Consider the following 26,355-nt stretch of genomic DNA (forward strand, 5'->3'; position numbering starts at 1 on the left):
TGCCTTGTTTGGGATTATCTGGATCTTCCAAATTTCCCATCCAGGCATTAATTGATGCGAGGCCCCACCGGGGATTCCGGTGGGGCCTCGCAGGCGTCTGACGGCAGTAGTTGACGGCAACGTCAGTGGACAGGTGCTGCACAAAATGGCAGGTCGTCGCTGTCGTCGGGTTTGGCGGTGGCGTCTGCGGGGTGGCGGAGGGCGTTGCCGAGGAGGTCTATGGCGTCGTGCTGGAGGCGGAGCCGGACGTGGGCGTAGACGGTGGCGGTGACGCCAATGTGGGCGTGGCCGAGGAGTTCCTTGATGACGACGAGTTCGACGCCCTGTTCCAGGAGGAGGGTGGCCGCCGAGTGGCGGAGGTCGTGGAAGCGGATGCGGCGGAGCCTGGCCCGGCGGAGCAGGGCGGTGAAGTGCCGGGAGAGGTTGGCGGGGTCGATCGGGGCGCCGTCCAGGCTCGTGAAGACGTAGCAGCTGTCCTGCCAGTCAACGCCCGCCGCTTCGCGTTCCTGACGCTGCCGGTCTCGGTGCTGTTCGAGGGAGTGCAGGCACGGCGTAGGCAGAGCGATACGCCGCTCCGAGCTCTGGGTCTTGGTCGGCAGGGCGGTCAGGCCACCGGAGTGGGTGCGCTGGAGGGTGCGGCGGATGCTGGCGGTTCCGCCGGCCAGGTCGAGGTCTTCCCAGCGCAGGCCGAGGAGTTCGCCCTTGCGAAGTCCGGTGCGCAGGGCGAGTTCGAACAGCGCGTGCAGCCGGTGCCCCTCCGTGGCGGCGAGGAACGCGCGGGCTTCCTTGGCGGTGAGGGGTTCGAAGCGGCGGGGGCGGGGTGTGCCCATGCGGACGTTGCGGGCGACGTTGCGGGGGATCTCCTCTTCGCGGACGGCGTGCTCCAGTGCGGACTTGAGCACGGAGTGGACGTAGGCGATGGTCAGCGGGGAAAGGCGCTTGGAGCAGCACTTCCCCACGGCGCAGCACTGGGGCTGGTCGCGGGCGGTGTCGAGGCCGCGTGCGCAGCACTGGCAGGTGGTGCGGAGTTGGTCGAGCCAGGTGCGGACGTCCTTGGCAGTGAGCTTGGAGAGCTTCTTCCGGCCGAGCCCGGGGATGAGGTAGAGGCGGACGACGGCGGTGTAGCGGGTGTGGGTGTTCTCGCGGAGCCGGTGGACGGCGACGGTCTCCAGCCAGTAGGTGAGGAACGCTGCGACGCTGCCCTGTGCGGACGGGGCAGGGACTCCGCGGTTGCTGGCGGCGATCTTCTCGGTGAGCTTGGCCAGGGCCTCTTTGCGGGTGGTGCCGTAGACGCGGACGCGCTTGCGGGTGTCGCCGACGGCCAGCACGTAGCCGGCGGCTTCCCAGCGGCCGTCCTTGCGCTGATAGACGGTGCCGTCGCCGTTGGCGCGGGCCCTGCGAGAACTGGTGCTGGGGGAGGGGTTGGTGTCGGGGGTGGTCATCAGGCTGCCTGTTCGAGTTGGTGGTGGACGAGGGTGTGCAGGGCGTGGGTGGGGATGCGGCGGGCGCGGCCGATGGTGATGGAGGCGAGCTGTCGGGTGCGGATGAGGTCGTAGACGGTGGAGCGGCTGATCTTCAGACGCGCCATGACCTCGGGGACGGTCAGGAGCTCGGCGTCGGCGGTCACTCGGTCGCCTCCGCCGGGGCGGCGGTCAGCGGGTCGGCAGAGTGTCCGGTCCGGTCACCGGGGCGTTGCGCCTGCCGGGGGCGGGCTGCTTGCTCGGGGCGGGGCTTCGGTGCAGCGGCCAGGAGGTCGGCGAGGTGGGCGAGTTCGGGCAGGAGGCCGCTTCCGGTGTACTGCCAGTGCGAAATCACCATGGTCGTGTCCGTGCCGACGCGCCGCCCGCTCTTTGTGCGCTGACCGGCGCGGTGACCGGAGTCGGGGTCGGTGTGACCGGCGGTCAGGTCAGCGCGGTCACTGTGGTCACTCTGCTGGTCAGTGACCGACCGCCCCTCGCCAGCCCGCTCCTGGGCGTCGTCTTGGCGGGTGCGCCAGGTGGTGCGTTCGGCTCGGAGGTGGGTGAGGGTGGTGGAGTAGTGGCGGGTGCGGGTGGAGAAGTGGCCTCGGAAGCCGAGCATGTGGGCCCACTGGCGAAGGCGGAGGTGGGTGTGCTGGGGCTGAGCTCCGAGGTGCCAGGCGGTGTGGATCATGCGGCGGGCGTGGTCGGTGAGGTCGTGCTGGGCGAGTTCGGCCAGGAAGCGCAGTCGGCGGTCGAGGGTGCCGGTGGTGGTCTCGGCGCCCTTGGTGGCGTACTTGGCGATGTAGGCGGCGACGTGGCGGTCGGTGACGGGGGCGTCGCCGGTGAAGTCGGTACTGCGGATCGCGCGGACGTCGATCTGCCGCCCGAACCGGAACACCGTGGACTCCGACGGCTGCACCCCGTCGGTCTCCCCGGACGCGGAGCGGTGCTGGCGCCGGACGCGGGCCCGCTTCGCGGCGGCGCGGACGGCGTGGTCGAGGAGCGCGGTGGTGGCCCAGGCAGGCGGGGCGCTTGCGGGGCCGGTGGGTCCGTCGATGCGGATGACGGTGTGGAAGTGGATCTGGCCGCGCTTCTGGTACTCGGCGACTTTGGCGTACGAGAGCGTGGCGTGGTGGCGCAGGGTGCGCTGGGTCAGTCCGGCGGCGTGGGCGATTTCACGCCGCAGGTGGGTGGTGAAGCGGGCCCACAGAGCGGGGGCGTGGGCGTTCCACAGCACCGCGCCGGTGTAGTCGTACCGCTGCGGGTTCAGCGGGGTGCCGAGGAGCGGGTCGCCGTCGGCGTGCCGGGTGCCGCAGGTGCAGGGGGCGGCACCGGGCTGGTTGTGGACGGGGCCGAAGCCGGGGGCGGTGAGGGTGGCGAAGACGCGGGGGTGGGTGGAGACGCTGGTGGGGACGGTCTTGCCGCCGCGTAGTCCGGCGGCGATGAGCTGGTAGGTGTCGTAGCGGTAGAGGGTGGAGCAGGCGGGGCAGCGGGTGGTGCGGCGGTTGCCGCAGCGCACCAGGAGTTCGCCGGCGGGCAGGTGGCGGGTGTCGAGGTGGTCGAGGATCTGGCCGGTGGCGGTGTCCAGGCGGGTGCGGTGGCCGGTCAGGCGGATCGGGCGGGCGCAGCCGCCCAGTGAGCTGATCTGGCGGGCCAGGGGTGCGAGGTGTCCGGCGGCGGCGAGCTTGGCCAGCCTGGCGGTCAGCCGCGCCCGGCGTTCCAGCGCCGAGTTCCTGTTCGCGGACGTGTCGGCGCTGGTGGTGAGCGCCGGTGCGGCGAACGCCGTGCTGGCGGGAGTGGAGGTGGTTGCGGGGGTGGGGAGTTGGAGCTGCGCGGGCATGGGGACAGACCTCCGGCAGGAGTCGGGAGAATGAGGAGAGGCGATTGAGGGGCGACCCGGGTGATCGGCGCACGTGGGCACGGTGCGCGTGACGGCGGGCGCGGATGGTGGGCCGGGGACGTCTGGCCTGGTCAGCGGTGGTGTTCACCAGCGGTGCGTGAAGGTAGCATCGCTTCAAGCGCGCATTCAAGTGCATCCCTCCTCATCTATTTCGGTGGCCGGTGGGGACGCGAGTACTGTGGCCCCGGTCTTCCGTTTTGGACGGGCCGGTTTTCGGTGGTAGAGGCGCAGAGAAAGCGGGGTGACCTGCGGTGACGGTGGGGCGGCGGGGACGTAGACCGGCGGGTGGCACGGTGTTGCTGACGTTCGAGGTCATCGCCGAGGCCCTGCGGGGGCGGATCTGCTCCGGGGAGCTGAAGCCCGGGGACGCGCTGCCGACGCAGGCCGTGTTGATGGCGGAGTACGGGGCCTCCAGCCTGTCCGCGCAGAAGGCCATGGCCCTGCTGAAGCAGGACGGCTACGCGATCTCCCGCCCCGGCAAGGGAGCCTTCGTCGCCCACCCCGACACCGACCCAGGTGACGGGGAGGCGGAGAACACGCCCGTCGGCGGGACGGCGGCGCGCGTCGAGGCACTGGAGCTGGCACTGGCCGAGACGCTTGATCAGCTCACCGCTCTGCGTGCCCGCGTCGAAGCCCTGGAGGCGGGCGGCGGCGGGCCTGGCCGCTGACCCCCGGGCCCCTGGACTGCTCGGGGCCAGGGCCGGGGGTGTGCGTCCAGATTTTCTCTACGAGGTTCAAGGCGGGCCCCGCCCGCTGGAGGTGGCCCGACGTCGCCGACCGACCCAGAGTCGGATCAGCCCCGAGGTCTGCACGGGTGTCGGCGGTCAGCGGTCCGCTGGGTCGTGAGCGGGGCTCGACTGGTGCCCGATGGGAGCAAGTTGTGGGGTAAGCGCTGCTTACCCCAGCACCGCCCAGGGCCGGAGCAAGTTGTGGAGTAAGGACTCCTTCCGCGTTCGCGGAGCAAGTTGTCGCCTGCGACCGTCCTACGGCCGGATCGCGGGCAACAGGGTCGGCCAGGGGTCCGACTCGCTTCTATCGTCGGGCTCGCCGAGGGGGGTGGCCGATGTCGCCTTCGGCACGGAGCGTAGGTTCCCGCCGACCCGCCGACCCGCCGACCCGCCGACCCGCCAACCCGCCGACCCGTCCACGCACGAGCCGCGCTGTGCGCCGAGACGCCGACTGCAGCAGTTCGGGTGGACCCCCGTGCGGTCGCGATGGTCAGGACGCCAGCAGCTCGGCGACTTCGGGGACGTCGCGGAACGCCCGCAGCCGGTCCAGCACGATCCGCGTGCGCTCCGTGGTGCGCTCGCTGCCGCTCTGCCCCAGGGCGAACATCCGGCCAGCCGTCCCCGCCGCCGCCTCAGGCTCGTTCGCATCGGGGTAGGCCACGGCGAGCCACGACAGGTACAGCGCCAACTCCCTCGCGGCCGCGCGTGGCGGTGGGTCACTGCCCCGGGTGGGTATCTTCCCAGAGAGCCCGGTCAGTTCGCCCACCAGGCGTACCGTGGCGCTGGAGGTGGTGAGATGACGATGGAACTCGCGGACAACGTGAGGAAGTACCGGCGACGGGCCGGGATGAGCCAGGAGGAACTTGCCCACGCGGCGGGCCTGTCCCCGGCGACGGTCCGGAAGGTCGAGCAAGGCGGAACGGTCCGCATGGAGACACTTCACGCTCTGGCCCGCGCTCTGGGCATCCCCACGGCGGCACTCGTCGCGTCCGGCGCACCGGAGCCTGTAGGGCGGGCGGAGGAGCCGAACCGGCTCAACCTCATCCAGCTTCGCGCCGCGCTCACGCCGGCGGTGGGGCTCGTGGACCAGGATGCCCAGGCCGTGGGTGAGGAACCGAACCTGCGGGCCTACGCCCGAACGGTTCGAGACGCGCGGGTGCTGTACTTCTCCGACAGCTACAAGAGCGTCGCCGCCCAACTGCCCGGCCTGTTGCGGGACGCCGCGCGGGCCGTCGCCCACTACGACAGCGACGAAGAGCACCGGCAAGCCCTGCTCGCCCGAGCCGAGGCGTTGCGCCTGGCCGGCACCTACCTCACGCAGGTGAGGCAGTACGACATCGCCTACACGGCCCTGCGAGGAGCCATCACGGACGCGCGGGAGGGCGGAGACCTGCTCGCCGCCGGGTCCGGAGTCGGCTGCATGTGCTGGCTGCTGGTGCGGCAAGGCCGGCTGGAGGAGGCGGAGCGGATCGCCGCCCAGAGCATGGACGTGGTGGAGCCGAAGATCACCGGCGCAGAGCCCGACCACTACGCGGTGTGGGGTGGTCTGGCCATGGAGGCCGCAGCCGCGGCTGCACGCAACAACCGCCCGGACGAGGCCAAGGAGTACCGCAGGGCAGCGCGGGTGGCGGCAACCGCCGTCGGCACGGCGCACCGCAACGTCTCCCGGCACTGGTCCGTCTTCGGACCGGTGACCGCCGCCATCAAGGCACTCGAAGACTCCATGGTCATCGGCGACGCCCGCGCGGTGGTGCGCAAGGCGGGTGAAGAGGTCGAGCTGTCACCGAAGGCGTGGAAACGGCTGGGCAGGCCCAGCACGAACGACGGGAACCGCTTCACGCTGGACATGGCGCGCGCCCACACGCGAACCGGAGACCTTTCGGCGGCCATGGACGAGCTGATCCGCGCTCGTGAAGCCGCCCCCGAGTGGCTGAGGCACCAGAACTCGGCGGCCGAGACCATGCAGGAGATCCTGAGCAAGCGCAAGCGCACGCTGACCAGCGACATGCGCGAGATGGCCGGCTATCTGGGCGTCGTCGGATAGGTGTTACGCAGCGTGGCAGTTCGCGGACCTTGCTTTGCGATCTGCCCTGCCGTGTCCGTGGATTGACGTCTAGTCAGGTCGTTACGGTCGCCGTGTCCTGTTCCAGCGACCGAGGCCGGAGATCCACTATGGGCATGCCGAGGAGCGACGCGGACCGTCTGCGTCGCAGGGAGTTGCACGAAGCGGCGTCGGGCATGGCGGGACCCCGCCTGCTGCCATGGACCACCGAGGACGGGCGCCCCTGCTACCTGAGCACCGACGGCAAGGGCTACATCTCGACGCTCGCCGACGGCATCGAAACCGTGCAACTCGGCATGGGTCACGAGCTGCTGGAGTACGCCCGGGGCATCCTGGCCCCCGGTGCCAAGGCGCAGTCGGCGATCGAGTACCGCTGGCTCGCCTGCCGGCTGGCCGAGGCCCTGTCGGACGCGCTCAGGGTCGCCGAGTCGCGCGGAGAGCGCATCCCGCTGCCGCAGGAGGAGGCGGCCGAGGAGGGTGAACCTGCGAGCGTCAGCCCCCTTGGTGGGCAGGGGGAAGGCTGATGGGCAAGGCCACCCGCTACCGCTTCCGCGAGTACCACGTGACCACCGTGACCGACCCCATGGCGCTGCCGACCTTCGAGGCGCTCTGTGTCACCGGCGAAGAACGGAACTGCGCCGCCGCGTCCGGCGAGATGCACACCCCCAAGGAGCTGACGCGCTGGATCGCCGGCCACTGTGCGCAGACCGGTCACCAGTCCTACGAGCAGACGACCCGCACCGTCGTCCGCGCCGAGCCTGGAGCATGGCAGTAGGATCACGCGCGCAACCGTCAGCGAGGGCAATTGGTCTACACCTCTGACGGTAGTAGAGACGGCAACAACCACGGACTTCGGTGCACATCTACGGACGCCGACGGACCGTCAAACCACCGTTGACCTGCGACAAAGCAGGTAGAGAGGGGTCGCGTAGCACACGTACTATGTCCTCGCAGGCACCACGCCGGTCCTGGTTCATAACTGTGGAAATGCAAGTGCCGACGACCTTTATGCGGCAGCCACGGGAAATGCCAAGGGTCAGTTGACGCCCGCTGGCCGAGCCCTTCAGAAGCATGGAGATCCCAGCCCTGGAAATATCGCTAAGCGCGGGCAGGCGCATGTCGATCGATACGACTTCGGCAAGGTAAATAATAGTCAGAGGTCCGAGGTTGCGGATGAGATGATTCAGGAGATCCTCTCTCACCCGAACGCCACCGATACGCTCGATACATCAGCATCCGCCCATTATGGCGGCGTCACCCGAGATATCAAGATGCCTGGCGGCTGGGGCGCGCGGTGGAGCATGCGTGGCGGGAATCTCACCTTTGAAGGGTTCCTCTAATCGAGCCGAGAAGTGGAGCAGCAAGGATGCGCTACCAACGTGAGGACTTCCTGGTAGACGGGGCGCTGCGTGATCTCTGCATCCTTGACGCCAACGTTGAGGACTGGCAGCGGATGATCTCTTCGCTCTCATCTTCTGAATGGGAGGTGTCGTTCACCACGACCCTTTCAGAGGAGCCCCCGGGAGTTCTAAACAACGCGAGGGAGCTGTTTGAATCACTTGCTGTTGATGGGGAAGCTTCAGCTACATTGGCGGTCCTTGTTGATGGCATATGGTTCACGTGCTACTTCTTTGACATGGAGGAGGTCGAGTTCACTTTCGATCCCGGGGACGTGTCGGACGAGACCTCTTTCCGGTCGGTAGAGAGATTCATGAAGTGGCTCGGCGATACTTGCGAGAGGCGAGTTATTATGACAATGGAAGGCACTGATCACCGTTCAATGCCTGCTCTTCTGGAGTACGCACCCGCTTAACACAGAAGCCCTTCCGGAGTTGGTTCCGGAAGGGCTTCGTGGCGTCTTGACGGCAGTAGTTGACGGCAAAGTCAGCGGACGGGTGCTGCACGAAGTGGCGGTTCGTCGCCGTCGTCGGGTCGGGTGGCGGTCTCGTCGGGGTTGCGAAGGGCGTTGCCGAGGAGGTCTATGGCGTCACGCTGGAGGCGGAGTCGGACGTGTGCGTACACGGTAGCGGTTACACCGATGTGGGCGTGGCCGAGGAGTTCCTTGATGACGACGAGTTCGACGCCCTGTTCCAGGAGGAGGGTGGCCGCCGAGTGACGGAGGTCGTGGAAGCGGATGCGGCGGAGCCTGGCCCGGCGGAGCAGTGCAGTGAAGTGGCGGGCGAGGGTAGCTCCCTCGATCGGGGCGCCGTTCGATCCGGAAGCGACGACCTCACGCTATCGGATGAAATGCTTGACTCATGGAACGATATCGACGACCAAGCAGATGAACCGGGCGCCACGCATATGATGTCCTCCCTACTTGCCTGCGCGGACGCCCCCGAAAGACTCTCAGGCCACAGAGGCGCGGCGTGCCGACCCCCTCCTTCTCTCGGCATTTTTCCCGGTCGAAGGACACCCCTGGCGTCACGCTACGGATGTGCGGGGCGGCGACTACGTAGATCGCACGGCCGCGCCCCACAGAGATGGGCGCCGGCCACCCTGGCGCGGTAAACGGTTCCCACCCCGGCTCATGCCGGCGCGCTCAACTGGTTCGATGCCGAGCGGCCAGCGATACCCGGCGGTCGCGCTACTTCGCTACGGTCCGAGGGGCACCGTCCGGCGCCAGCTCGATCAGCTGGACCTCGCGCTCCCTGCCAGGGGCAGTGGTCACCTTGATCCGGTCCGGGCCGTCCCACTCCACACCGACCAGGTCGTCACCGCTGACGGCACCGGCCTTCCAGCGGCGGGCGGTGAGGCCACTGCCCTGCTCGACGTAGATCCGGACGTACGGTTCAAAGTCCCGGTCCTTCTCCACCACCAGCTCGCGGTCGGCACGCCCCGGCGCGGCGTGACGTCCGGTCTCGTCAGCAGGCGAGGACAGGACAACCAAACCGACGGGGAGGACGACCACCACGACTGCCAGGGTCAGGTGGTCCGCAGATCCAGGGCGGCCTGGAGCAGGGAGACGGCGTGCTGCAGGTCCTGGGAGAGCCAGGGCTCGCCGTCGGCGGCGTCGACGACTTGGCGCCCGTCGACGAGGGCCCCAGCTGCTGCCGTCGCCAGCGGTGGCGGTGGCGGTGGCGGTGGCGATCCAGCCCACCAGGCGGCGGCCCGGGCGCCGCACCACGAACAGGCCTGGATCGACATCCCAGCCCTCCAGCGCCAGGTCGCTGTCTGGCACATTCCAGGTGCCGGTCGGGGCACCCAGGCCCCGGGCGAGCGGCGAGATGGAGGTGCGCTCCCCGACGAGCGCCAGGCGCAGCTGCTCGGGAACCTCGGCCACCGCTGCCACTGGGGCCGTACCCTGCAGGACGAGGGCAGGACCGGCCGGGGCCCGCTGCCCCGCCGGTACGGCGGGTGCTGCGCTGAGCAGCGGGTCGGTGGGCGCCGTACCGGAGGGCTGGGCCGTGGCGCGCGAGGGGCGGTCGGCGGTGAGCAGCCGCTGCGCGTTGCGGAGCACGGGGCCGGCGGTTTCGACGCGCGGGAAACGCTGAGCCGGGGAGCGGGGGCGAACGCGGCGCGGTCGGCGACGTCCCGGCCTGGGGCCGGGAGGAGCGGTGGGACGGCGTCGGCGTCGGGGCGCTCGGTTTCGACGGGCGTCGGACCAACCGTGGCGGTCGGTCCCGATGAATCGACGCGCGTCGGAACAGGCTCCGCGCCCGGCTCGGCTGATTGGACGCGGGTGGGAACAAGGTCGACGGCCGGGCCGGCCGGCGGTGCGCCTGGAGCGGCGCCGGCAGGCGTGGCGGGAGCGGCCGGTGCGGCTCCCGCGCGCTCGGCCCGGAGGCGGGCGGAGGTCATCTCGTGGCGCAGCAGGTGGGCCTGGCGCAGCAGGCGTTGCGCGGTGCTGGTGACGGCGGCTTCCAATCGTGCCAGGGCCTGGTTGCAGCGTGGGTCGTCGCCGTCGCCGCGCTGGGCCTGGTCGAGTTGTTGGAGGTAGCGGGCGGAGGCGCGCTGCACGGCGGCGGCTCCACCTCGCCCGCCGCCGACTGCACCGGGCACTAGCCCGGGACCGCGCTGCGCAGCACGACCCGCCCGGTGGCCGGCTCTGCGCAGTTGCGCGTGTGCGCAACGAGCCGGGGGAGTGCGACGACACGGACCTACCAGGAGCGTCCGGGCTGTTGGCGAGTTGTTGGTGATCGATTAGAGCCCCGCGGCACGCTGCTCGCACCTCAGGATCGAATGCGCCAGCCGGCGCACCCTGCACCAAGCACCAGGAGCACCCCATGCGCCCCCTGCACAAGATCGCCGCCTCCGCCGCCGTGACCGCCGGCGTCCTCGCCACGTCCCTGACCGGCGCGAGCGCCGCACACGCCGACTCCCGCTCCGGCTGCAGCTACCCCTACGCCTGCATCTACACCGGGACCGGCGCCGACGGCTCCATCATCGCCATGTTCCGGGACGTGACCAGCTACTACCAGAACACCACCCACGAGACCGGGTTCAGCGTCGTCAACACCCGCAACGACGACACCGTCTGGGTCCGCTGGACCAACGGCCCGATCACCAACTACGACTGCCTGACCCCTAACAACAGCATCGGCGCGATCGGCACCATCACCGGCATCCGCATCTCCGACTCCGCCACCTGCTGAGACTGCACCACCGGCGTCCCCCGGGCGCGGCGTAGCGGACGGACGGTGGGCGCGCCGTGCGGAGCCGGGAGCACTTCTGGGCGTGCAGGCGCGGGCGGGTCGGGACCGGAGCCGGCTGTTCCCGTGAGGGGCCGGGCACCGTGTCGCGGGGCGGCTGGCGGACGGATCGCGGCCGCGCCCCGCGGCACCGGTCCTGGGGGACCTCAGGGGCGGGCGAGCGGTCGCGGGGCCGGGTGATGCTCTCCGGCCCCGCACCCTGAGGTCTCCGCGAGGGACCTGCAACGCCAGTGAAAGCGCACCCGCGGGGCCATCGGCGGCGCCACGCCGCACCGTACCGCCCGCATCCCCCGGCCGGCGACAGTTCCCACCCGCGGACCGACGCAGGTGCGGGCGACACGGGCCGGCGGGGCGGGGGCCACCACAGGAGGCTGGGGCCGTTCACCGCCCTGGGCGCTCGATGGGGGCCAGGCGGCGTGTCGCGGGCGCAGCGGGGTGGTGGGGTGGGCGGGGCGGGCAGGGTGTTCGGTGTGTCTGAGCGTCGTAGTCGTAGTCGTGCCCGGGTCCTGGGTCTGCCCGTCGAGCTGGCGGGGCGGGGGGCTGTGCAGGAGGGTCGTCCGGCGTGGCCGGTGCCGGGTCCTGATCTGCCTCGTACGTCGCTGCCGTTGGTGGGCGGCGCCGTTGGGGCTGGGGAGGGCGGGGAGGGTGTCTCGGTGGCTCTTGGGGGCCGCTGTGCGGTCGTGCGCAGCCGTGAGGTGCGCGAGGGCGGTGGCGTGCTCGTGTGGACCCGGCACGCCCCAGGGTGTCCGGTGTGGTCGGCGCGCTGAACGGCTCGGGTCAGCCCAGCCACTCGGTGGTGTCGCCGCTGGGACACAGCCGGGCAGCGGTGGGACAGCCCCGCTCCACGCCCCCAACCACCACCGTGGGGAGGTCAGCCCCGGCAACAGCCAACACCCGGCGGTCCGGCCGCGACAGGAGGCACGACACTGCTTGCCGGTCAACTGCGGATCAGCCGTTCGGGCGTCCGGTCCCGTTCGTGGTTACGGTGGTGACGCCCTGCCAGGTGGCCTGCGCGCCCGAGTCACCGATTCGGTACACCTGGACGACCGCCCCGGCGCCCAGGAGAATCGCGAGCGCCACCACTGCGGCCTTGACCCGCACGGCCGGCCGGCGCTCTGGCGCGCCACAGCCGACAGCCAGACCAGCGCCCGGTCCGGACGCCACGCCACCCAACCCAGCACCACCGCAAGGACAAACAGCCCGACGGCCCACGGCAGAAGCCCGTCACCCAATTCGGTGTGCCGCTCCACCAGAGTGTTCTCCGGCACGTGCTCCGCCAACCACTCGCCGGCGTCCGTGGTGAGCGGAATGAAGCCGAGCGAGACCAACGCGAGCAGCGGCAGAGCGAGCCCGAAGCGACGCAGCACGGTGGGCCACAGTGCGCAGGCGCATTTTGTGATTCGCGGTGGAAGGGCCGATCGTGGACACGAACTTCGAATACATCGCCTTCACGTACTCCAGCGTGACGAAGTCGTTCTCCGCGATGGCGGTGTCGCGGGCGGAGCCGAGGGCCTGACGGAAGCTCTCCAGGATGTTCTCGGTCGAGTAGGCCGTCCAGGCCTCGTGGATGACCGGCGCCTCGCACAGGCCGAGCTTCGGGCCGGCCAGGCGCTGGAGCATCCGCATCGTGGAGCTGGTGAGCCACAGCGGGCCCGGCTCGTCCCGGTTGCCGATGGGGTTCGGCAGGTCGGGGTGGTCCCAGGCCGGCGGCCTGGGGCGCGTCTGTCCACGTCCCGGTTGGGGAAACGGCGCCGGTGGCTCGGGGCCGGCCACGCTGGGCCGACCTGCTTCAGCCGGCTCCGGGGCCCGGCACGAGGTTGGTTCCGGTGAACATGCCATGTACCTGCGGGGCGGCCCCGGCCGCCGCCCAGCGTGCGCGGGCGTCCGCAGGGTTGCCAGGCGGGGATGCGGCACCGTCCTGCGGACGCCGCCTGGGGGGCTGTGCACGGCGTCCGTAGGACGGGATGAGTGTGCGCCGCAGGGGCGTACACCGCGTTCAACGACCCCCGGTCCTCATGACGGCGACGTCCGCAGGGGCCTTCACCGCTGCCTCCCAGCATTCTGGTATGCGAACCCAGTTCCTGTCTGCGGAGATCATCCTCATTTGAGTACGATATTGACCTACGTTGCGGGAGGAGATGTCCACGTGGACAACATGTCGACCGAAGAGCAGTCCGGGCGGGGCCCGGTCAAGTCGGCCGAGCGGGTCATGCTGATCCTTGAGGCGCTTGCCGCATCCCCCTGTCGCCTCACGCTCGGGCAACTGCATGAACGCACCGGCTACCCCCGTTCCAGTCTGCACGCCCTTCTGCGAACGATGGTCTCCTTGGGGTGGCTCGAGTCCAGCGTCGAGGGGGATACCGTCTTCGGCGTCGGCCCCCACGCGTTGCTGTGCGGCACGGCCTACCTGGACCGCGACCCGGTACTGCGGTTCGCCGTCCGCCAGCTCGAGCTGCTGCGCACCGATGTCGGCTACACCACGCACTATGCGCGCCTGTACGGCCCCAACGTCATCTATCTGGCCACCCGCGAGGCGACCGACTCCCACCGGCTCATTTCGAGGGTCGGGCGGCAGCTTCCGGCCCATGCGACGGCTTTGGGCAAGGCGCTCCTGTCCGAGCTCACCCCGAGTGAGGTCGCCCGGGTACTGCCTGACGGCGATCTCCAACGACTGACCGAGCACACGGTTGGCGGGCTTTCCGACCTGAGCACGGAGCTGGACGCAACCCGCAGGAACGGTTGGGCGCTGGAACGCGAACAGAGCGCCCTGGGGGTCTGGTGCGTGGCCGCCCCGGTCCCTTACCGCATCCCCGCCAACGACGCCATCAGCTGCGCGATGCCGTTGACCCACGTGTCGGACCAGGAAATCGCTCGGGTCGGCAACGCCGTGCGGCGCCACTGCGACGAGCTCGCCAAGACACTGCGCCGTGAGGGCATCCGATAGCACAAGGCACGGCCGAAGCGCCGGACGGCCGACAGTTGTTCACATATGCAGATTTAGTTCATTATTGCGAACTATCCTCACTTCTGTAAAACTCGCCTCAATGCACGGCCGGACGAACGGCGAGACGGAGCAACGTGTCCATGCGAGTTCTGATCACGGGTGCCGCGGGCGTCGTCGGCACCCTCATGCGCTCCCGGCTCGCCCGGCCGGGCCGCACCCTGCGGCTGCTCGACATCGCACCGCTGCCCCCGCCCGGACCGGGCGAGGACATCGAGTTGCGGCAGGCCTCGGTCACCGACCTCGCGGCCCTGCGGGAAGCCTGCGAGGACATGGACGCCGTGATCCATCTCGGCGGCCTCAGCGGGGAGGCGCCCTGGGAGCGGATCCTGGAGGTCAACATCCAGGGCACCTACACGGTCTTCGAGGCGGCCCGCAGGGCCGGAGTTCCCCGCGTGGTCTACGCGAGCAGCAATCACGCCGTGGGGTTCCACCCGCTGGACGGCTCGGAGATCTCCGACCACCTCTTTCCGAGGCCGGACACCTTCTACGGCGTGAGCAAGGTCGCCGGCGAGGCGATCGGCAGCCTCTACCACGACCGCTACGGGCTCGACGTGGTGTGCATCCGGATCGGGTCGTGCTTCGAAAAGCCCCGCAACAGCAGGCAGTTGGCCACCTGGATTTCGCCGGACGACTGCGCCAGGCTCCTGGAGGCGTCCCTCACAGCGCCGTCGCCCGGGTTTCGCCTGGTGTGGGGCGTCTCCGCCAACACCCGGAGCCGATTCTCCCTCGCGGAGGCCCGATCGCTCGGCTACGAGCCGCTCGACGACGCCGAGGAGCACCGGGCGGCTGTTGAGCACGACCCCGCTCACCCACTCGATGCGAGGTATCTCGGCGGCGAGTTCTGCTCGCCCGACCTCGACGCGGAAGGCTGACACGTGAGCACGCACATCCAGGGATTCTCGCCCCGCACCGGTCTCCCGACGGGTGAGCCACACCCCGCAACCACCCTGCCGGAACTTGACCACGCGGTCGCCGCCGCGGAACGCGCATTCCCTCTTTGGTCCGGACTCGGCAGCAACGAGCGGGCCGACGCTCTCGACGCGGCAGCCGACGCCCTCGACGACGAGACCGATGCCCTGGTCGCGGTCGCCGACACCGAGACCGCCCTGGGCCTCCCGCGACTACGCGGCGAGGTCACCCGCACCAGCGACCAACTGCGGCTCTTCGGCCGCGTACTGCGCCACGGAGGCTTCATCAAGGCGGTCGTCACCCCGGCCGACCCAGCGATCGGACGACCGGACCTGCGACGCATGATGCAACCGGTCGGTCCGGTGGCCGTCTTCAGCGCGAGCAACTTCCCCTTCGCCTTCTCCGTCGCGGGAGGCGACACCGCCTCCGCCCTCGCGGCCGGATGCCCGGTCGTGGTCAAGGCGCACGAAGGCCACCCGAACACCTCGGCCGCCGTCGCCCGGGTGCTGACCAACGCTCTCCTCGCAGCCGGCGCCCCGGAAGGCACACTGTCCCTGGTCCAGGGCTTCGAGACCGGAGCTGCGGTGGTCCGCCACCCGGGCATCCGCGCAGTCGGATTCACCGGTTCGCTCGCCGGCGGACGGGCACTGTTCGACCTGGCCGCCGGACGCGAGGACCCGATCCCCTTCTACGGAGAACTCGGCAGCCTCAACCCGGTCGTCGTCCTGCCCGAAGCTGCCCGCGAACGGGCCGACGCCATCGCCGCCGGCTACGCCGCCTCGCTCACCCAGGGCAGCGGCCAGTTCTGCACCAACCCCGGCCTGCTGTTCGTGCCCGAGGACGAGGCGCTGCTGGCCGCCCTCGCCGCTGCGGTCGGACAGACCCGGGGCGGCCCGGTGCTCACGGTGCGGATCCACCGCTCCTACCTCGCCCGAACCCATGAGTTGGACTCGATGGAGGAGCTCACACCGCTCGCGGCGGGAACCGCCTCCGACGGCGCGTGGTCCGTGCCCCCCAGGGTCTGGCAGCTACCCCTGAAGTCCTTCGCCGCCCAGGCCGGAACCCTCGACGAGGAGTGTTTCGGACCGGCCGGGCTGATCGTCACCTACCCTGCCACCGAAGCCCTGTGCGAGACCCTGGCCAGGCTGCCGGGGAGTCTCACCGGTTCGGTCCACGCCGCAAACGGTGACCGCGACGCCGCGGCCCGGGTCGCCGCGGCCCTCCGGCGCAAGGCGGGACGCCTCGTCCACAACGGCTGGCCGACAGGCGTCGCCGTGTGCTGGGCCATGCACCACGGCGGCCCCTGGCCAGCCGCCACCTCCGCCCTGCACACCTCGGTCGGTGCGCAGGCCATCGACCGCTGGCTCGTACCGATCGCCTTTCAGGACTGGCCGGACGATCTCCTGCCGCCCGAGTTGCAGGAGGCCAATCCCCTCGGCGTCCCCCGCCTGACCGAATGAACGCCACGACGGCGGCTCCCCAAGAGCGGACTGCACGACGGCACCGCCGGGGTCTGGTCCGTAGCCCGGTGCGGCTCGCGAGCAGCGGGCGCGGTCCCTGACCCGACAGCCCGGCTCCGCACCCCTGGGGGGCGGTCGCAGGAAAACGGCTCACGGCATGCTGCAAGCGTCCCTCGCGTGTTCACGGATCCGCGGCCGGGGCCATCCTGGAGACAGGCCCGGTCCCGAGATCCCCAGGAGCCTGCTGTGGCCATCAGCGAACCTCGCGTCCCCATCAGAATCAACCGGGTCGCGTTCCGCGATCCGCTGCCGCCGGTCACGGCGGTTGTGCGGCATGCGGTGAGGGGGGATCCGCATGATCGGCCCGGAACAGACCCCCGCCACCGGTGTGTCGGGCCCCGATGACGACATCCGTGTCGGCCGCCGGGGCGACCACGGGTTACGTCTACCCGTGGGACCTCGTCGGCGACCCCGCCGCCGTCGACCGCATCCTGGCCACCGGTGTGGACACCGTCGCGCTCGCTGCCGCCTACCACGCCACCCGCGCTCCCACCCCGCTCCACCCCCGGCACCGAGTCGTCAACGCCACCCACGCCGCCTGTTATGTCCCCGTACGCCCCGCTGTCTGGCACGGACGACGCCTCACCCCGCTCGCCCCCGCCTGGATCACCGGCCCCGATCCCTTCGGCGCCGCCAGCACCGCCCTCACCGGAGCCGGCCTACCCGTCCACGCCTGGACCGTCCTCACCCACAACACCGCCCTCGGCACCGCCAACCCCGACCTCACCGTTCACAACGCCTACGGTGACACCTACCCCTACGCGCTCTGCCCCGCCGCCGAGGAAGTCGCCGACTACGCGGAGACCCTCCTCACCGAAATCATCCGGCTCGGACAACCCACCGGCATCGTCCTCGAAGCCTGCGGACCGCTCGGTATCGACCACACCGGACACCACGACAAAACCGAACACGCCCGCTGGACCCCCGCCCAACGACAACTCCTCTCCCTCTGCTTCTGCACCGCCTGCCGACACCGTTACCACCGGGCCGGCATCGACAGCGACCGGCTCGCCACCGAAGTGAGGGCCACCTGCACCACAGCACCGCGGACCGTCGAAGAAGCACTCGGCACCAGTACTGCGGACGCCCTGCGAACCGTACGGACCTCGCTGACCGCCGCCTTCCGCCGCCGGATGGTGACGGCCGCCAGGGACGCCCGGCCCGGCGTCCACGTCGCGCTCCACGCCGACGCCGAACCGTGGGCCACCGGCCCGTTCGCCACGGTGGCCGACGACCCCGGGCACGGCGCCGACACCCTGGTCGCAGGCGGCTGGGAGGACCCCGAGCACTCGCAGGGGGCGCTCGGCGCGCTCGCACCACCGGCCGGTGGACGCGCCCGGCTTGCCGCCTTCCTGCAGCCCCGCACTCTCGGCGGGATCAGCCCCGAGCAACTGGTCGACCTGCTCGTCGAGTCCGGCGCGAGCCAACTGCACCTCTACCATCTCGGGCTCGTCCCGCAGGCCGGACTGGACCTGTTCAGCCGCCTCACCGGAGCCGCCCGGGGCCGCCGGAGCGCCCCTTGACGTCCCCGGCGGGCCCGCCGGGGACGGGCAAACGCCATACCGGACCACCGCACCGGCACGGCCCCGGGGCTGCCCGCACCGACCGGCGATCCTCGGGTGCGGCCACGTGGCGCCCGCCCGAACAGGGCGGGACCATGGGGTGGGGATTGGATGGTGATGTGACTCATGTCGTCCGCGGACCGGCCTGGCGCCGGACACCCCTCCGGGAGCGTCACGCCGAGCGGAACGGACGGTCCCGTCAAGCTGACGCGTGCCGCCGCGACGGCCGTGATCGACACGGCGGGCGTTGTGGTCGGTTGGACCGCCGCTGCGGAGGACCTGCTCGGCTATCCGGCATCCGCTGTCGTCCGCCGGTCGGCCGCCCCGCTGCTGGCGTCGCCGGAGGACGTCACGAAGGTGGCCGCCGCCGCGCACCGGTGCCGTGCGGACGGGCGCTGGAGCGGCTTTGTCGCGGTCCGCCACCGTGACGGCCATCGGATCGATGTCGGCCTGCAGGCATCTTCCTTCGACCTGGACGGACGTGCCTGCATCATTCTGTCCGCAGTGGATCTGGCCCGGACACCGTCCGGCGCGGTGACCGCGCCGGTGCTCGAAGGGTTCCTGACGCGGGCACCGATAGGGATGGCGGTACTCAGCCCCGATCTGCGCTACCTCTGGATGAACGAGACCCTCGTACGCTACGGCGGGGTCCCGCGCGAGCAGCGCCTCGGGCGCCGTATGGGGGCTTCGCTGCCCGGCCTGGACACCGAGGCCATCGAGGCCCGGATGCGCACCGTGCTGGACACCGGCGAACCGGTGATCGACTGGGAGTACCAGGGCTGGACCCTGGCGGATCCCAGGCGACAGCGCTCGTTCTCGACCTCCTTCTACCAGCTCGTCGACGCGGACGGCAGCGTGATCGGCGTCTGCTACATGGGCACGGACGTGACCGACCGCTGGCGGGCCCGCGAGCGGCTGGGTCTGCTCAACGAAGCCGGCGCCCGGATCGGCACCACGCTGGACATCATGCGTACGGCTCAGGAACTGGCCGATGTCGCCGTGCCGCGACTCGCCGACCTGGTACTCGTCGACCTGCTGGAGGGGGTGCTCCAGGGCGAGGAGCCGGCCTCGGGCCCGATCACGGGCAGGCCGATGATGCGGCGCGCGGGGCAGCGGTCGGTCCGCGAGGGCTGCCCCGAGTCGGTGGCCGAGGTCGGCACGCAGGTCATGGGGCTGATCCCGTCGGGCGAAGGACGCTACCTGATCGAGGGCGAGCCGATTCTGACGCCCGTCCTCGATCCGTCCGACCGGGTGTGGATGGTCGAGCATCCCGCCAGGGCCGCCAAAATCCGCGAATTCGGACTCCACTCCCTGATGGTCGTACCGATGCGGGCGCGCGGGGTGGTCCTCGGGCTGGCCACTTTCGTCCGGTCACGCAACCAGGCCTCCTTCGAACCGGACGACCTGTTGCTGGCCGAGGAACTCGTCGCCCGGGCCGCCGTGTGCGTGGACAACGCACGCCGCTACACACGTGAGCACGTCGCGTCCCTCGCACTGCAGCGCAGCCTGCTCCCGCACGGCGTCACGGGCGGCACGGCCCTGCAGGTGGCGTCGCGCTATCTGCCGGCGGACGTGCGGTCCGGCGTGGGCGGGGACTGGTTCGACGTGATCCCACTGTCCGGTGCCCGCGTCGCACTGGTGGTCGGCGACGTGGTCGGGCACGGCATCAATGCCGCGGCGACCATGGGCCGGCTACGCACGGCAGTACAGACGCTCGCCGACATGGACCTGCCTCCGGACGAGCTACTGGCGCACCTGGACGACCTGGTGATCCGCCTGGCGGAGGAGGATTCCGGCGACGAGGCCGTCGCCACTGCCGTCACGGGCGCCACCTGCCTGTACGCCGTCTACGACCCGGTCACGGCCCGGTGCACCATGGCCAGGGCCGGGCATCCGCCGCCCGTGGTGGTGGCCCTGGACGGCGCCGTCACCTTCCTCGACCTGCCGGCCGGGCCGCCGCTCGGTCTGGGGGGACTGCCCTTCGAATCCGCCGAGGTCGAACTCCCCGAAGGCAGCCTGATAGCCATCTACACCGACGGGCTCATCGGCCAGGACATCGACGAGGGGATGTCCCGCTTGGGCGCCGCCCTGGCCCGACCGGGCCTTACGCTCGACGAACTGGGAGCAGCGGCGGTGGCGGGACTGTCGCCGTCGGACGACATCGCCCTGCTGCTGGCCCGCACCCGTGTCCTGCGTGCTCGTCAGGTCGTGTCCTGGAACCTGCCGTCCGACCCGGCGGGTGTCGCCAACGCTCGCCGGCTGGCCACCCACCAGCTTGCGGAGTGGGGTCTGGAGGACCTCACGATGGTTACGGAGCTGGTCGTCAGCGAATTGGTCACCAATGCCATCCGTTACGGCGATCGTCCGATCCGCCTGCGGCTGATTCGGCATTCGACGCTGATCTGCGAGGTCTTCGACGCCAGCAGCACCTCCCCTCGGCTGCGGCACGCCCGCACCACCGACGAGGGCGGTCGCGGCCTGCTGCTCGTCGCCCAGTTGTCGCACCGCTGGGGTACGCGCTACACGGCCGACGGGAAGGTCATCTGGACGGAACAGGAGATTCCGGGGCCTGCGGAGCCGCTTTCGGCCTGAGAGAACCTGGGGAAAGGGGAGGGCGAAGCCAAGTCCCTTGCCCTTCGCGGCCCGTCGCCGGGCTTTCGCCGTTCGGCGCCCCGGATCAGCGTCTTTGCTTGACCTCTGCCGATGCGCACTTTACAGTTCCCAGCACAGTTCGCAGATGTGCAGTGAATATGCATATGTGAATTAGCGGCCTGCTCGGTCGCCTCCCCGCCCCGGACCATCCCCATCCGCGGCAGGCCGGCCAGGGTACCCGAGCCGCCACTGAGAACGACGGGGCATGCATCGCACCCCGACCAACAGATGCGAACCCGGTACGCGGGTCCCATACCCAGCCGCACGCCACCGGCCATGGCTCCTGCTCTCGCACACAACGCCGACCCGACGCCTGCTTCCGGCACCCAGGTCCCACCCGGCGCGAAGGCCCCCACCGAAAGGCTCCCCCAGCCATGCCTGACAACGCAGTCACCAGTGTCTCCAGAGCCTCCACCCGACGTCGCCTGCTCTGCGCCGTCGCCGTCTCCGGCACGGCCGCCCTCCTACTGACCGCATGCGGCGCGCCCGGGAGCAACGCCCCCGCCAAGGTCGCCGCCGACACCCTGGCGGCCAAACCGTCCAAGCCGGTCACCCTGAACGTTCTCGACGTCGCCGGCAACCTCAAGCTCACACAGCCGATCATCGACGCCTTCAAGGCCAAGTACCCGGAGTACGTCTCCAACATCACCACCACCACCGGCACGGCACCCGAGGTCGCCCCCAAGGTGAAGGCCCAGCAGCAGGCCGGCAACGTCCAGATCCAGCTGGTGCTGACCGGCACGGACGGCCTGTCCGCCGGAATCGAGAACGATCTCTGGTACGACCTCAAGCCGTACTACCACTCCTTCTTCCCGGGTCTGATGTCCAACTACCAGGCCCCGGCGGCCTCGATGGCCGCCCTCGCCCAGGACAAGGGCATCGAACTGGTCTGGTACCCCTCCGGGCCGCTGCTGGAGTACGACCCCGTCAAGGTCACCAACGTCCCCACCACCCCCGGCGCCCTGCTGGAGTGGGCCAAGGCCCACCCCGGCAAGTTCCAGTACCCCCAGCCTCGCAACTCCGGGCCCGGCCGGACCTTCCTGATGGGCCTGCCCTACCTCCTGGGCGACTCCGACCCGGCGGACCCGGTCAACGGCTGGTCCAAGACCTGGGCGTACCTGGCCGAGCTGAACAAGTACGTCGACGGCTACCCCAGCAAGACGTCCGCGATCATGACCAATCTGGCCCAGGGGACCGCGAACCTGATCCCAACCACGACCGGCTGGTACATCAACCCGCGCGCGATGGGCACCGTCCCCCAGTCCATGAAGGTCGCCAAGTTCGACAACTTCACCTGGGTCAGCGACGCACAGTTCGGCGTCATCCCCAAGGGCGTCTCGGACGACCAACTCATCGCCACCATGAAGCTCCTGGAGTTCATCCTCACTCCGGAGCAGCAGGCCGTGACCTACGACCAGGGGTACTTCTACCCTGGGCCGGCGGTCAAGGACGTGCCGCTGAGCAAGGCCCCGGACTCCTCCCGGCAGGCCATCCAGAAGTTCGGCGAGCCCGCCCTCGACGACTGGATCGCCAACAACCCGATCAAGAACTCCCTGCCCGCCACCGCCCAGGTCACCGCCTTCGACCTGTGGGACAAGAAGATCGGCTCGACCAAGTGAACTCGATGACCGAGGTGACCACCACCGGACGCTCCCCCGCCGCGGCTACGGCGGGAGAGCGTACCGACTCGCAGCTGGAGGCGTTGCAGCTGCGCGGGATCAGCCGTGACTACGGTACGCACACCGCCCTGTATCCGTTGGACCTGACCATCAAGGGCGGCGAGTTCGTCGCCCTGCTCGGCCCCTCCGGCTGCGGAAAGACCACCGCCCTGAACTGCCTGGCCGGCCTTTTGCCGCTGACCGCGGGCGAGATCGTCCTGGACGGCAGGCGGGTGGACACCCTGCCCCCCGAGAAGCGCGGCTTCGGAATGGTGTTCCAGAGCTACGCCCTGTTCCCGCACCTGACCGTACGCGCCAACATCGCGTTCGGGTTGAAGATGCACCGTGTCGCCAAGCCCGAGGTGAACCGGCGGGTGGACAAGGTGCTGGAGCTGGTCCGGCTCACCGAGCAGGCTCACAAGCACCCCGGCCAGCTCTCCGGCGGCCAGCAGCAACGCGTCGCCATCGCCCGCGCGATCGTCATGGAGCCGCCGCTGGTGCTGATGGACGAGCCGCTGTCCAACCTCGACGCGGCGCTGCGACTGGAGATGCGCAGCGAGATCCGCCGCATCCACCAGGAGTTCGGCCTCACCACCGTCTACGTGACACACGACCAGGAGGAGGCCCTGTCGCTGGCCGACCGCCTGGTGGTACTGCGGGACGGACGGGTCAGCCAGATCGGCACACCGGCGGAGCTCTACGAGCACCCGGCCGACCCTCATGTCGCCGCGTTCATGGGGTACCGGAACCTGTTCCCCCTGCATGTCGCCCGGGCGGACAAGGACAGCAGCGTCGCCGAGGGCCGGGGCATACGACTGCGGGGCACCACCGTCGGGCCCGAGCAACTGAGCGCCGGACAGGGGGTCACCGTCGCGATCCGCCCCGAGGACCTGCGGATCGCCGGGCCGGACGAGCGGCCGGCGGCCACGGCGGTCGCCGAGATCGTGGAGTACCACGGGCGGGTCCTGCAGGTGGAGGCGGTGACCGGCGGCGGTGACCGGATCCACCTCAAGACCCGCGCCGGGGTCCGCCCCGGGGACAGGATCGTCATCGCCGTGGATCCCGAGCGTGCGCTGTTCTTCCCCATGCCGGTCAGGGGGGCATCATGACGAGCCCCGTGTCCACCACCGCCACCCCGCTCACCGGCGGCACTGCGAAGACGGCGCTGCGCCACCGCCTTGCCGAACGCGGCCTGGACCGGACACTGCTGCTGGTCCTGCCGGGCGCGCTCGCGGTGATCCTGCTGTTCTGCTACCCGTTCCTGTACGGCCTGCAGCTGTCCTTCCAACCTGCCAAGGGGGGCTTCCTCAGCTCCTACGTCCAGTTCTTCGCCGAGCCCTTCTCCCGCAAGTCCGTCTGGGCCACCTTCTCGCTTGCCATCCCCGCAGCGGTGATCAACGTCGGTGCCTCGGTGCCGATCGCCTACCGGATGCGGCGTGAGTTCCGTGGCAAGCGACTTCTGCTGGCCCTGCTGGTGGTTCCCATCACGCTGGGTACCGTGCTGACGGCAGAGGGCATCCTGGAGTTCTACGGCCCGGCCGGCTGGTTCAACCGCACCCTGCACCTGCTCGGGCCGGCTTCCTCACCGGTGAAGCTGACGATGAACTACACCGGTGTGCTGCTGTCGCTGATCATCAGCGGGTTCCCCTTCGCGTACCTGCTGACGCACTCCTACCTCTCCGGCATCCACCCCAGCCTGGAGAAGGCGGCGTCCACGCTGGGCGCCGGCTGGTGGCAGCGGTTCCGGTACGTCACCTTCCCGCTGCTGCTTCCCGGGCTGATGACCACCTTCTGCCTGACGTTCGTCATGGCCTTCGCCGTCTTCCCCTCGGCGATGATGGTCGGGGACCCGAACGGCAGCACCCACGTCGTCTCCATCGAGGCCTACCAGGCCGCGCTGGAACGCTTCGACTACTCGCAGGGCTGTGCCGACGCGATGATCATGACGGGGCTGATGCTCGCCGTCATCGGATCCGTCACCGCCCTGCGCTCCCGGCTCTACCGAGGATCGACCGGAGGCAAGGGATGAGTCACGACACCCTCAAGCGGCCCGCTGCAAGGACCGGCCCGCCCGCCCGCCGCAGGATCACCCTGCGGCCCGGGGCCTGGCTCACCTGGGCGGTACTGGCGTTCTTCTTCGTCAACCTGGTGGGCGTCATCGCCACCGTGCTGCTCAACTCCTTCGGTCGCCGTTGGTTCGACAGCTGGCTGCCCGACGGCTGGACGAGCAGCTGGTACAAGGCGGCCTGGAAGGAGTTCAACCTCGGCCCGGTGCTGTGGACGACCGTCGAGGTGACGTTCCTGGTCGTGGCACTCTCACTGGCCCTGGCCGTACCGGCCTCCTACGCCCTGGCGCGGAGGAACTTCCCCGGCAAGAAGATCCTCACAATGCTGTTCGTCCTGCCCATCCTGGTGCCGCCGATCGCGTACGGCATCCCGCTGGCCACCGTGCTCTACAAGTTCCACCTGGCCGGCACCGTCACGGGTGTGGTGCTGGCCAATCTCGTACCGTCCGTTCCCTTCGTCATCTTCACGATGACGCCGTTCATCGAGCAGATCGACCCGAAGATCGAGGCAGCGGCGCGCATGTGCGGTGCCGGTACCTGGACGGTGCTCAGCCGCATCCTGTCACCACTGCTGCTGCCGGGGATGCTGGCTGCCGGAATCCTCGTGATGGTGCGCACCTTCGGCATGTTCGAGCTGACCTTCCTCACCTCGGGCCCCAGCAGCCAGACCCTGACGGTCGACCTCTTCTCGGCCGTCAACTCGGCCGGCATCCGCGCCACCCAGTCCATCGACGCGATGGCGGTCATCTACACCGCCTCCATGACCGTGCTGCTGCTGGTCGCCCTGCGCTTCGTCAATCCCACTCAACTCGTGGCCCGCTCCTCCGACTGACCCGGCCAACCTCGCATCTCAACGGCGCGGCGACAGTTCGGCTCACATGCTCGGGCAGGGCCGTTCAGAGTCCGGTGAGTCTGTGACTCTGCTGGGCGATGCAGGGGTCCCGGGCCCGGCCCGGCCCGTCACGAACGCAACGAAGCTCCGGTCGAACGGGGTGGCCTTCCCGGGTCGCCCTGAACGACCGGAGCTTCAATGTGCCGCCGGGTGCAAGATCGCCGCCGGCCTCCGGCTCGCCTCCCACAAGCCTGCGCCCGCCCGCTGGGCCCCTCGGCGCCGCCCGGCCGGCACACTCACAGGGTCACCGGACTTTGCGACGGCCTGCCCGTTATGACGGGTCGCCGACCGGCACAGGTGCCGGCTCGCGAACCGCCCGGTGGAGGTCCCGGTGTGGGGTTCGGCCTCCTCGCTCCTGGGTGGACCACCAGTGGCGGCAGGACGGAGGACGACCCGCTTCCACCAGCCCGTCGCGGACAGAGCGACGAGTACGAGAGGCGAAGGATCGCGGTGCCGGGCTGCCGGACCGGCCGGGCGGACATCGCGAGGGCGATCCCGTGCAGTCGACCGGATCCCGAGCGTGGGGCCTGCCGCTCAAGGCCGCCCGCCGCCGGCGTGCCCCTTCTCGCATCGAAAGGCAGAACACACGGCTTCGTCCCAGCCCGCGGCCGTGGGCTGGGACAAAGCCGTGTGCGAGGGCGGGTGTGCCTGATCACCCGCCGGTTCGGCGCGCACTCAGGTCGAGCCACATCGTGACGTCGTCCCGGTCATCGCCAGGTGCCACCCGGATCGCCCCGGGCACGCGGCCGACCTCGGTGTACCCGCACCGGCCGTAGAACGTCTCCAGGCCCATCCCGGCACGCAGCGTCAGCCTGATCGCGGCCAGCCCCCAGTCGCGTGCCACCTGTTCGGCCTCGGCCATCAGCCGCATCCCGTACCCGCGGCCGTGGAGGCTCGGATGGATCATGACGCGCTTGAGGAGACGCCAGTGGCACATGTGGCCGACCCGTGGGTGCTCGAAGAACAGGACTCCGGCCAGCCGCCCAGTGACCGCCTCGTTGGCAATCAGCAGCCGGTCCGGCCCGAGTCCGGCAAACTGCTGGTCCGCCACGACCCGGACCTGCTCGGCGCTCACCGGGGGAACGAAGCCCACGGCCCCACCCGCGTTGGTCACCTCGGTCCATACCGCGACGATGTCCGCGCGGAGCCGGGGCGTGAGTTCCGGGTCCAGCGTGAACACGAGAGCCGACGGTCCCGCCGGTCCGGCGGGACTTCCACAGGCATCCGGGTTCCGGTCCGCCCGGCCAGGCGCGCACCTGGCCGGCTCGGCGGCCGGGCCGGGCAGCGCGA

24 protein-coding genes and 2 pseudogenes are annotated in these 26,355 nt (G+C 70.2%); 17 read left to right on the top strand and 9 right to left on the bottom strand.

Translation table 11 applies throughout. The features are described from left to right. Positions 1-122: 122 nt before the first annotated feature. The 3 genes from J2S46_RS39700 to J2S46_RS39710 are packed head-to-tail and all read right to left on the bottom strand — an operon-like array spanning position 123 to position 3,300. Positions 123-1,442 carry a tyrosine-type recombinase/integrase gene (locus J2S46_RS39700; RefSeq protein WP_191294689.1) on the bottom strand — a complete coding sequence of 440 codons (1,320 nt, stop codon included), beginning with the start codon at positions 1,440-1,442 and terminating at the stop codon, positions 123-125. Next, positions 1,442-1,627 carry a helix-turn-helix domain-containing protein gene (locus tag J2S46_RS39705; protein WP_191294688.1) on the bottom strand — a complete coding sequence of 62 codons (186 nt, stop codon included), beginning with the start codon at positions 1,625-1,627 and terminating at the stop codon, positions 1,442-1,444. The genes J2S46_RS39700 and J2S46_RS39705 overlap by 1 nt, the downstream gene beginning before the upstream one ends. Further along, the gene (locus J2S46_RS39710) at positions 1,624-3,300 is read right to left on the bottom strand and encodes a replication initiator (protein ID WP_307353063.1); all 1,677 of its coding nucleotides are present in this window, start codon (positions 3,298-3,300) and stop codon (positions 1,624-1,626) included. Before J2S46_RS39710 ends, J2S46_RS39705 begins: the two co-directional genes overlap by 4 nt. A 353-nt stretch (positions 3,301-3,653) precedes the next feature. On the opposite strand from J2S46_RS39710, the gene J2S46_RS39715 reads away from it, so the two are divergent. After that, positions 3,654-4,028: a winged helix-turn-helix domain-containing protein gene (locus tag J2S46_RS39715; RefSeq protein WP_229913383.1), complete on the top strand. Its 375-nt coding sequence runs from the start codon at positions 3,654-3,656 to the stop codon at positions 4,026-4,028. Between the two features lie 550 nt (positions 4,029-4,578). Here J2S46_RS39715 and J2S46_RS39720 read toward each other — a convergent pair. Beyond that, the gene (locus tag J2S46_RS39720) at positions 4,579-4,749 is read right to left on the bottom strand and encodes a hypothetical protein (RefSeq protein WP_191294443.1); all 171 of its coding nucleotides are present in this window, start codon (positions 4,747-4,749) and stop codon (positions 4,579-4,581) included. A gap of 135 nt (positions 4,750-4,884) precedes the next feature. On the opposite strand from J2S46_RS39720, the gene J2S46_RS39725 reads away from it, so the two are divergent. The 5 genes from J2S46_RS39725 to J2S46_RS39745 all read left to right on the top strand — a co-directional run bounded on the left by J2S46_RS39725 (position 4,885) and on the right by J2S46_RS39745 (position 7,963). Beyond that, positions 4,885-6,132: a helix-turn-helix domain-containing protein gene (locus tag J2S46_RS39725; RefSeq protein ID WP_191294442.1), complete on the top strand. Its 1,248-nt coding sequence runs from the start codon at positions 4,885-4,887 to the stop codon at positions 6,130-6,132. 128 nt (positions 6,133-6,260) lie between these two features. Further along, positions 6,261-6,674, top strand: a complete 414-nt coding sequence (locus J2S46_RS39730; protein ID WP_191294441.1) for a hypothetical protein — start codon at positions 6,261-6,263, stop codon at positions 6,672-6,674. Then, entirely contained in the window at positions 6,674-6,925 is a 252-nt protein-coding gene (locus J2S46_RS39735) for a DUF7848 domain-containing protein (protein WP_191294440.1), read from the top strand. Before J2S46_RS39730 ends, J2S46_RS39735 begins: the two co-directional genes overlap by 1 nt. A 193-nt stretch (positions 6,926-7,118) precedes the next feature. Further along, positions 7,119-7,490 carry a tRNase toxin domain-containing protein gene (locus J2S46_RS41115; protein WP_503129183.1) on the top strand — a complete coding sequence of 124 codons (372 nt, stop codon included), beginning with the start codon at positions 7,119-7,121 and terminating at the stop codon, positions 7,488-7,490. A gap of 26 nt (positions 7,491-7,516) precedes the next feature. Next, entirely contained in the window at positions 7,517-7,963 is a 447-nt protein-coding gene (locus tag J2S46_RS39745) for a hypothetical protein (RefSeq protein ID WP_191294438.1), read from the top strand. A gap of 71 nt (positions 7,964-8,034) precedes the next feature. Here J2S46_RS39745 and J2S46_RS39750 read toward each other — a convergent pair. The 3 genes and pseudogenes from J2S46_RS39750 to J2S46_RS39760 form a co-directional block, all read right to left on the bottom strand. Continuing rightward, a pseudogene (locus J2S46_RS39750) lies at positions 8,035-8,364 on the bottom strand (tyrosine-type recombinase/integrase); the annotation flags it as partial. A gap of 373 nt (positions 8,365-8,737) precedes the next feature. Then, entirely contained in the window at positions 8,738-9,064 is a 327-nt protein-coding gene (locus J2S46_RS39755) for a hypothetical protein (protein WP_307353068.1), read from the bottom strand. A gap of 11 nt (positions 9,065-9,075) precedes the next feature. Further along, positions 9,076-9,297: a hypothetical protein gene (locus tag J2S46_RS39760; RefSeq protein WP_307353070.1), complete on the bottom strand. Its 222-nt coding sequence runs from the start codon at positions 9,295-9,297 to the stop codon at positions 9,076-9,078. A gap of 657 nt (positions 9,298-9,954) precedes the next feature. On the opposite strand from J2S46_RS39760, the gene J2S46_RS39765 reads away from it, so the two are divergent. After that, positions 9,955-10,155, top strand: coding sequence for a hypothetical protein (locus tag J2S46_RS39765; protein WP_191294436.1), 201 nt, complete (start codon positions 9,955-9,957; stop codon positions 10,153-10,155). A gap of 221 nt (positions 10,156-10,376) precedes the next feature. Further along, the gene (locus J2S46_RS39770) at positions 10,377-10,745 is read left to right on the top strand and encodes a hypothetical protein (protein ID WP_191294435.1); all 369 of its coding nucleotides are present in this window, start codon (positions 10,377-10,379) and stop codon (positions 10,743-10,745) included. A 1,446-nt stretch (positions 10,746-12,191) separates the two neighbouring features. On the opposite strand, the pseudogene J2S46_RS39775 reads toward J2S46_RS39770, so the two are convergent. After that, positions 12,192-12,512 (bottom strand): annotated as a pseudogene (locus tag J2S46_RS39775) (transcriptional regulator); the annotation flags it as partial. Positions 12,513-12,957: 445 nt separating this feature from the next. On the opposite strand from J2S46_RS39775, the gene J2S46_RS39780 reads away from it, so the two are divergent. From J2S46_RS39780 to J2S46_RS39820, 9 genes are all read left to right on the top strand, one after another. Continuing rightward, entirely contained in the window at positions 12,958-13,746 is a 789-nt protein-coding gene (locus tag J2S46_RS39780; RefSeq protein WP_191294446.1) for an IclR family transcriptional regulator, read from the top strand. A gap of 140 nt (positions 13,747-13,886) precedes the next feature. Beyond that, positions 13,887-14,678, top strand: a complete 792-nt coding sequence (locus J2S46_RS39785; protein ID WP_191294434.1) for an NAD-dependent epimerase/dehydratase family protein — start codon at positions 13,887-13,889, stop codon at positions 14,676-14,678. A gap of 3 nt (positions 14,679-14,681) precedes the next feature. Continuing rightward, positions 14,682-16,175: an aldehyde dehydrogenase (NADP(+)) gene (locus J2S46_RS39790; RefSeq protein ID WP_191294433.1), complete on the top strand. Its 1,494-nt coding sequence runs from the start codon at positions 14,682-14,684 to the stop codon at positions 16,173-16,175. A gap of 401 nt (positions 16,176-16,576) precedes the next feature. After that, positions 16,577-17,758, top strand: a complete 1,182-nt coding sequence (locus tag J2S46_RS39795; RefSeq protein WP_191294432.1) for a hypothetical protein — start codon at positions 16,577-16,579, stop codon at positions 17,756-17,758. Positions 17,759-17,923: 165 nt separating this feature from the next. Further along, entirely contained in the window at positions 17,924-20,389 is a 2,466-nt protein-coding gene (locus J2S46_RS39800; protein ID WP_191294431.1) for a SpoIIE family protein phosphatase, read from the top strand. Between the two features lie 434 nt (positions 20,390-20,823). Continuing rightward, positions 20,824-22,068, top strand: coding sequence for an extracellular solute-binding protein (locus tag J2S46_RS39805; RefSeq protein WP_191294430.1), 1,245 nt, complete (start codon positions 20,824-20,826; stop codon positions 22,066-22,068). 5 nt (positions 22,069-22,073) lie between these two features. Next, entirely contained in the window at positions 22,074-23,216 is a 1,143-nt protein-coding gene (locus J2S46_RS39810) for an ABC transporter ATP-binding protein (RefSeq protein WP_191294445.1), read from the top strand. Further along, positions 23,213-24,136 (top strand): ABC transporter permease, encoded by a 924-nt coding sequence (locus tag J2S46_RS39815; protein ID WP_191294429.1) that lies wholly within the window; start codon positions 23,213-23,215, stop codon positions 24,134-24,136. The genes J2S46_RS39810 and J2S46_RS39815 overlap by 4 nt, the downstream gene beginning before the upstream one ends. After that, on the top strand, positions 24,133-25,005 hold the full coding sequence (locus tag J2S46_RS39820) for an ABC transporter permease (RefSeq protein WP_191294428.1): 873 nt from the start codon (positions 24,133-24,135) through the stop codon (positions 25,003-25,005). Before J2S46_RS39815 ends, J2S46_RS39820 begins: the two co-directional genes overlap by 4 nt. A 712-nt stretch (positions 25,006-25,717) precedes the next feature. Here J2S46_RS39820 and J2S46_RS39825 read toward each other — a convergent pair. After that, positions 25,718-26,245, bottom strand: a complete 528-nt coding sequence (locus tag J2S46_RS39825) for a GNAT family N-acetyltransferase (RefSeq protein ID WP_229913381.1) — start codon at positions 26,243-26,245, stop codon at positions 25,718-25,720. Positions 26,246-26,355: the final 110 nt, after the last annotated feature.

This window comes from Kitasatospora herbaricolor, assembly GCF_030813695.1.
Taxonomy (GTDB): Bacteria; Actinomycetota; Actinomycetes; order Streptomycetales; family Streptomycetaceae; genus Kitasatospora; species Kitasatospora herbaricolor.

What these genes read in the sequence shown, in the direction of transcription:
- J2S46_RS39725 (WP_191294442.1), top strand. Translation starts at nt 4,885, where the DNA reads ATGACGATGGAACTCGCGGACAACGTGAGGAAGTACCGGCGACGGGCC.
- J2S46_RS39780 (WP_191294446.1), top strand. Translation starts at nt 12,958, where the DNA reads ATGTCGACCGAAGAGCAGTCCGGGCGGGGCCCGGTCAAGTCGGCCGAG.
- J2S46_RS39770 (WP_191294435.1), top strand. Translation starts at nt 10,377, where the DNA reads ATGCGCCCCCTGCACAAGATCGCCGCCTCCGCCGCCGTGACCGCCGGC.
- J2S46_RS39815 (WP_191294429.1), top strand. Translation starts at nt 23,213, where the DNA reads ATGACGAGCCCCGTGTCCACCACCGCCACCCCGCTCACCGGCGGCACT.
- J2S46_RS39700 (WP_191294689.1), bottom strand. Translation starts at nt 1,442, where the DNA reads ATGACCACCCCCGACACCAACCCCTCCCCCAGCACCAGTTCTCGCAGG.
- J2S46_RS39710 (WP_307353063.1), bottom strand. Translation starts at nt 3,300, where the DNA reads ATGCCCGCGCAGCTCCAACTCCCCACCCCCGCAACCACCTCCACTCCC.
- J2S46_RS39745 (WP_191294438.1), top strand. Translation starts at nt 7,517, where the DNA reads ATGCGCTACCAACGTGAGGACTTCCTGGTAGACGGGGCGCTGCGTGAT.
- J2S46_RS39785 (WP_191294434.1), top strand. Translation starts at nt 13,887, where the DNA reads ATGCGAGTTCTGATCACGGGTGCCGCGGGCGTCGTCGGCACCCTCATG.
- J2S46_RS39800 (WP_191294431.1), top strand. Translation starts at nt 17,924, where the DNA reads ATGTCGTCCGCGGACCGGCCTGGCGCCGGACACCCCTCCGGGAGCGTC.
- J2S46_RS39795 (WP_191294432.1), top strand. Translation starts at nt 16,577, where the DNA reads ATGACGACATCCGTGTCGGCCGCCGGGGCGACCACGGGTTACGTCTAC.
- J2S46_RS39730 (WP_191294441.1), top strand. Translation starts at nt 6,261, where the DNA reads ATGGGCATGCCGAGGAGCGACGCGGACCGTCTGCGTCGCAGGGAGTTG.
- J2S46_RS39735 (WP_191294440.1), top strand. Translation starts at nt 6,674, where the DNA reads ATGGGCAAGGCCACCCGCTACCGCTTCCGCGAGTACCACGTGACCACC.
- J2S46_RS39820 (WP_191294428.1), top strand. Translation starts at nt 24,133, where the DNA reads ATGAGTCACGACACCCTCAAGCGGCCCGCTGCAAGGACCGGCCCGCCC.
- J2S46_RS39760 (WP_307353070.1), bottom strand. Translation starts at nt 9,297, where the DNA reads ATGTCGATCCAGGCCTGTTCGTGGTGCGGCGCCCGGGCCGCCGCCTGG.
- J2S46_RS39805 (WP_191294430.1), top strand. Translation starts at nt 20,824, where the DNA reads ATGCCTGACAACGCAGTCACCAGTGTCTCCAGAGCCTCCACCCGACGT.
- J2S46_RS39810 (WP_191294445.1), top strand. Translation starts at nt 22,074, where the DNA reads ATGACCGAGGTGACCACCACCGGACGCTCCCCCGCCGCGGCTACGGCG.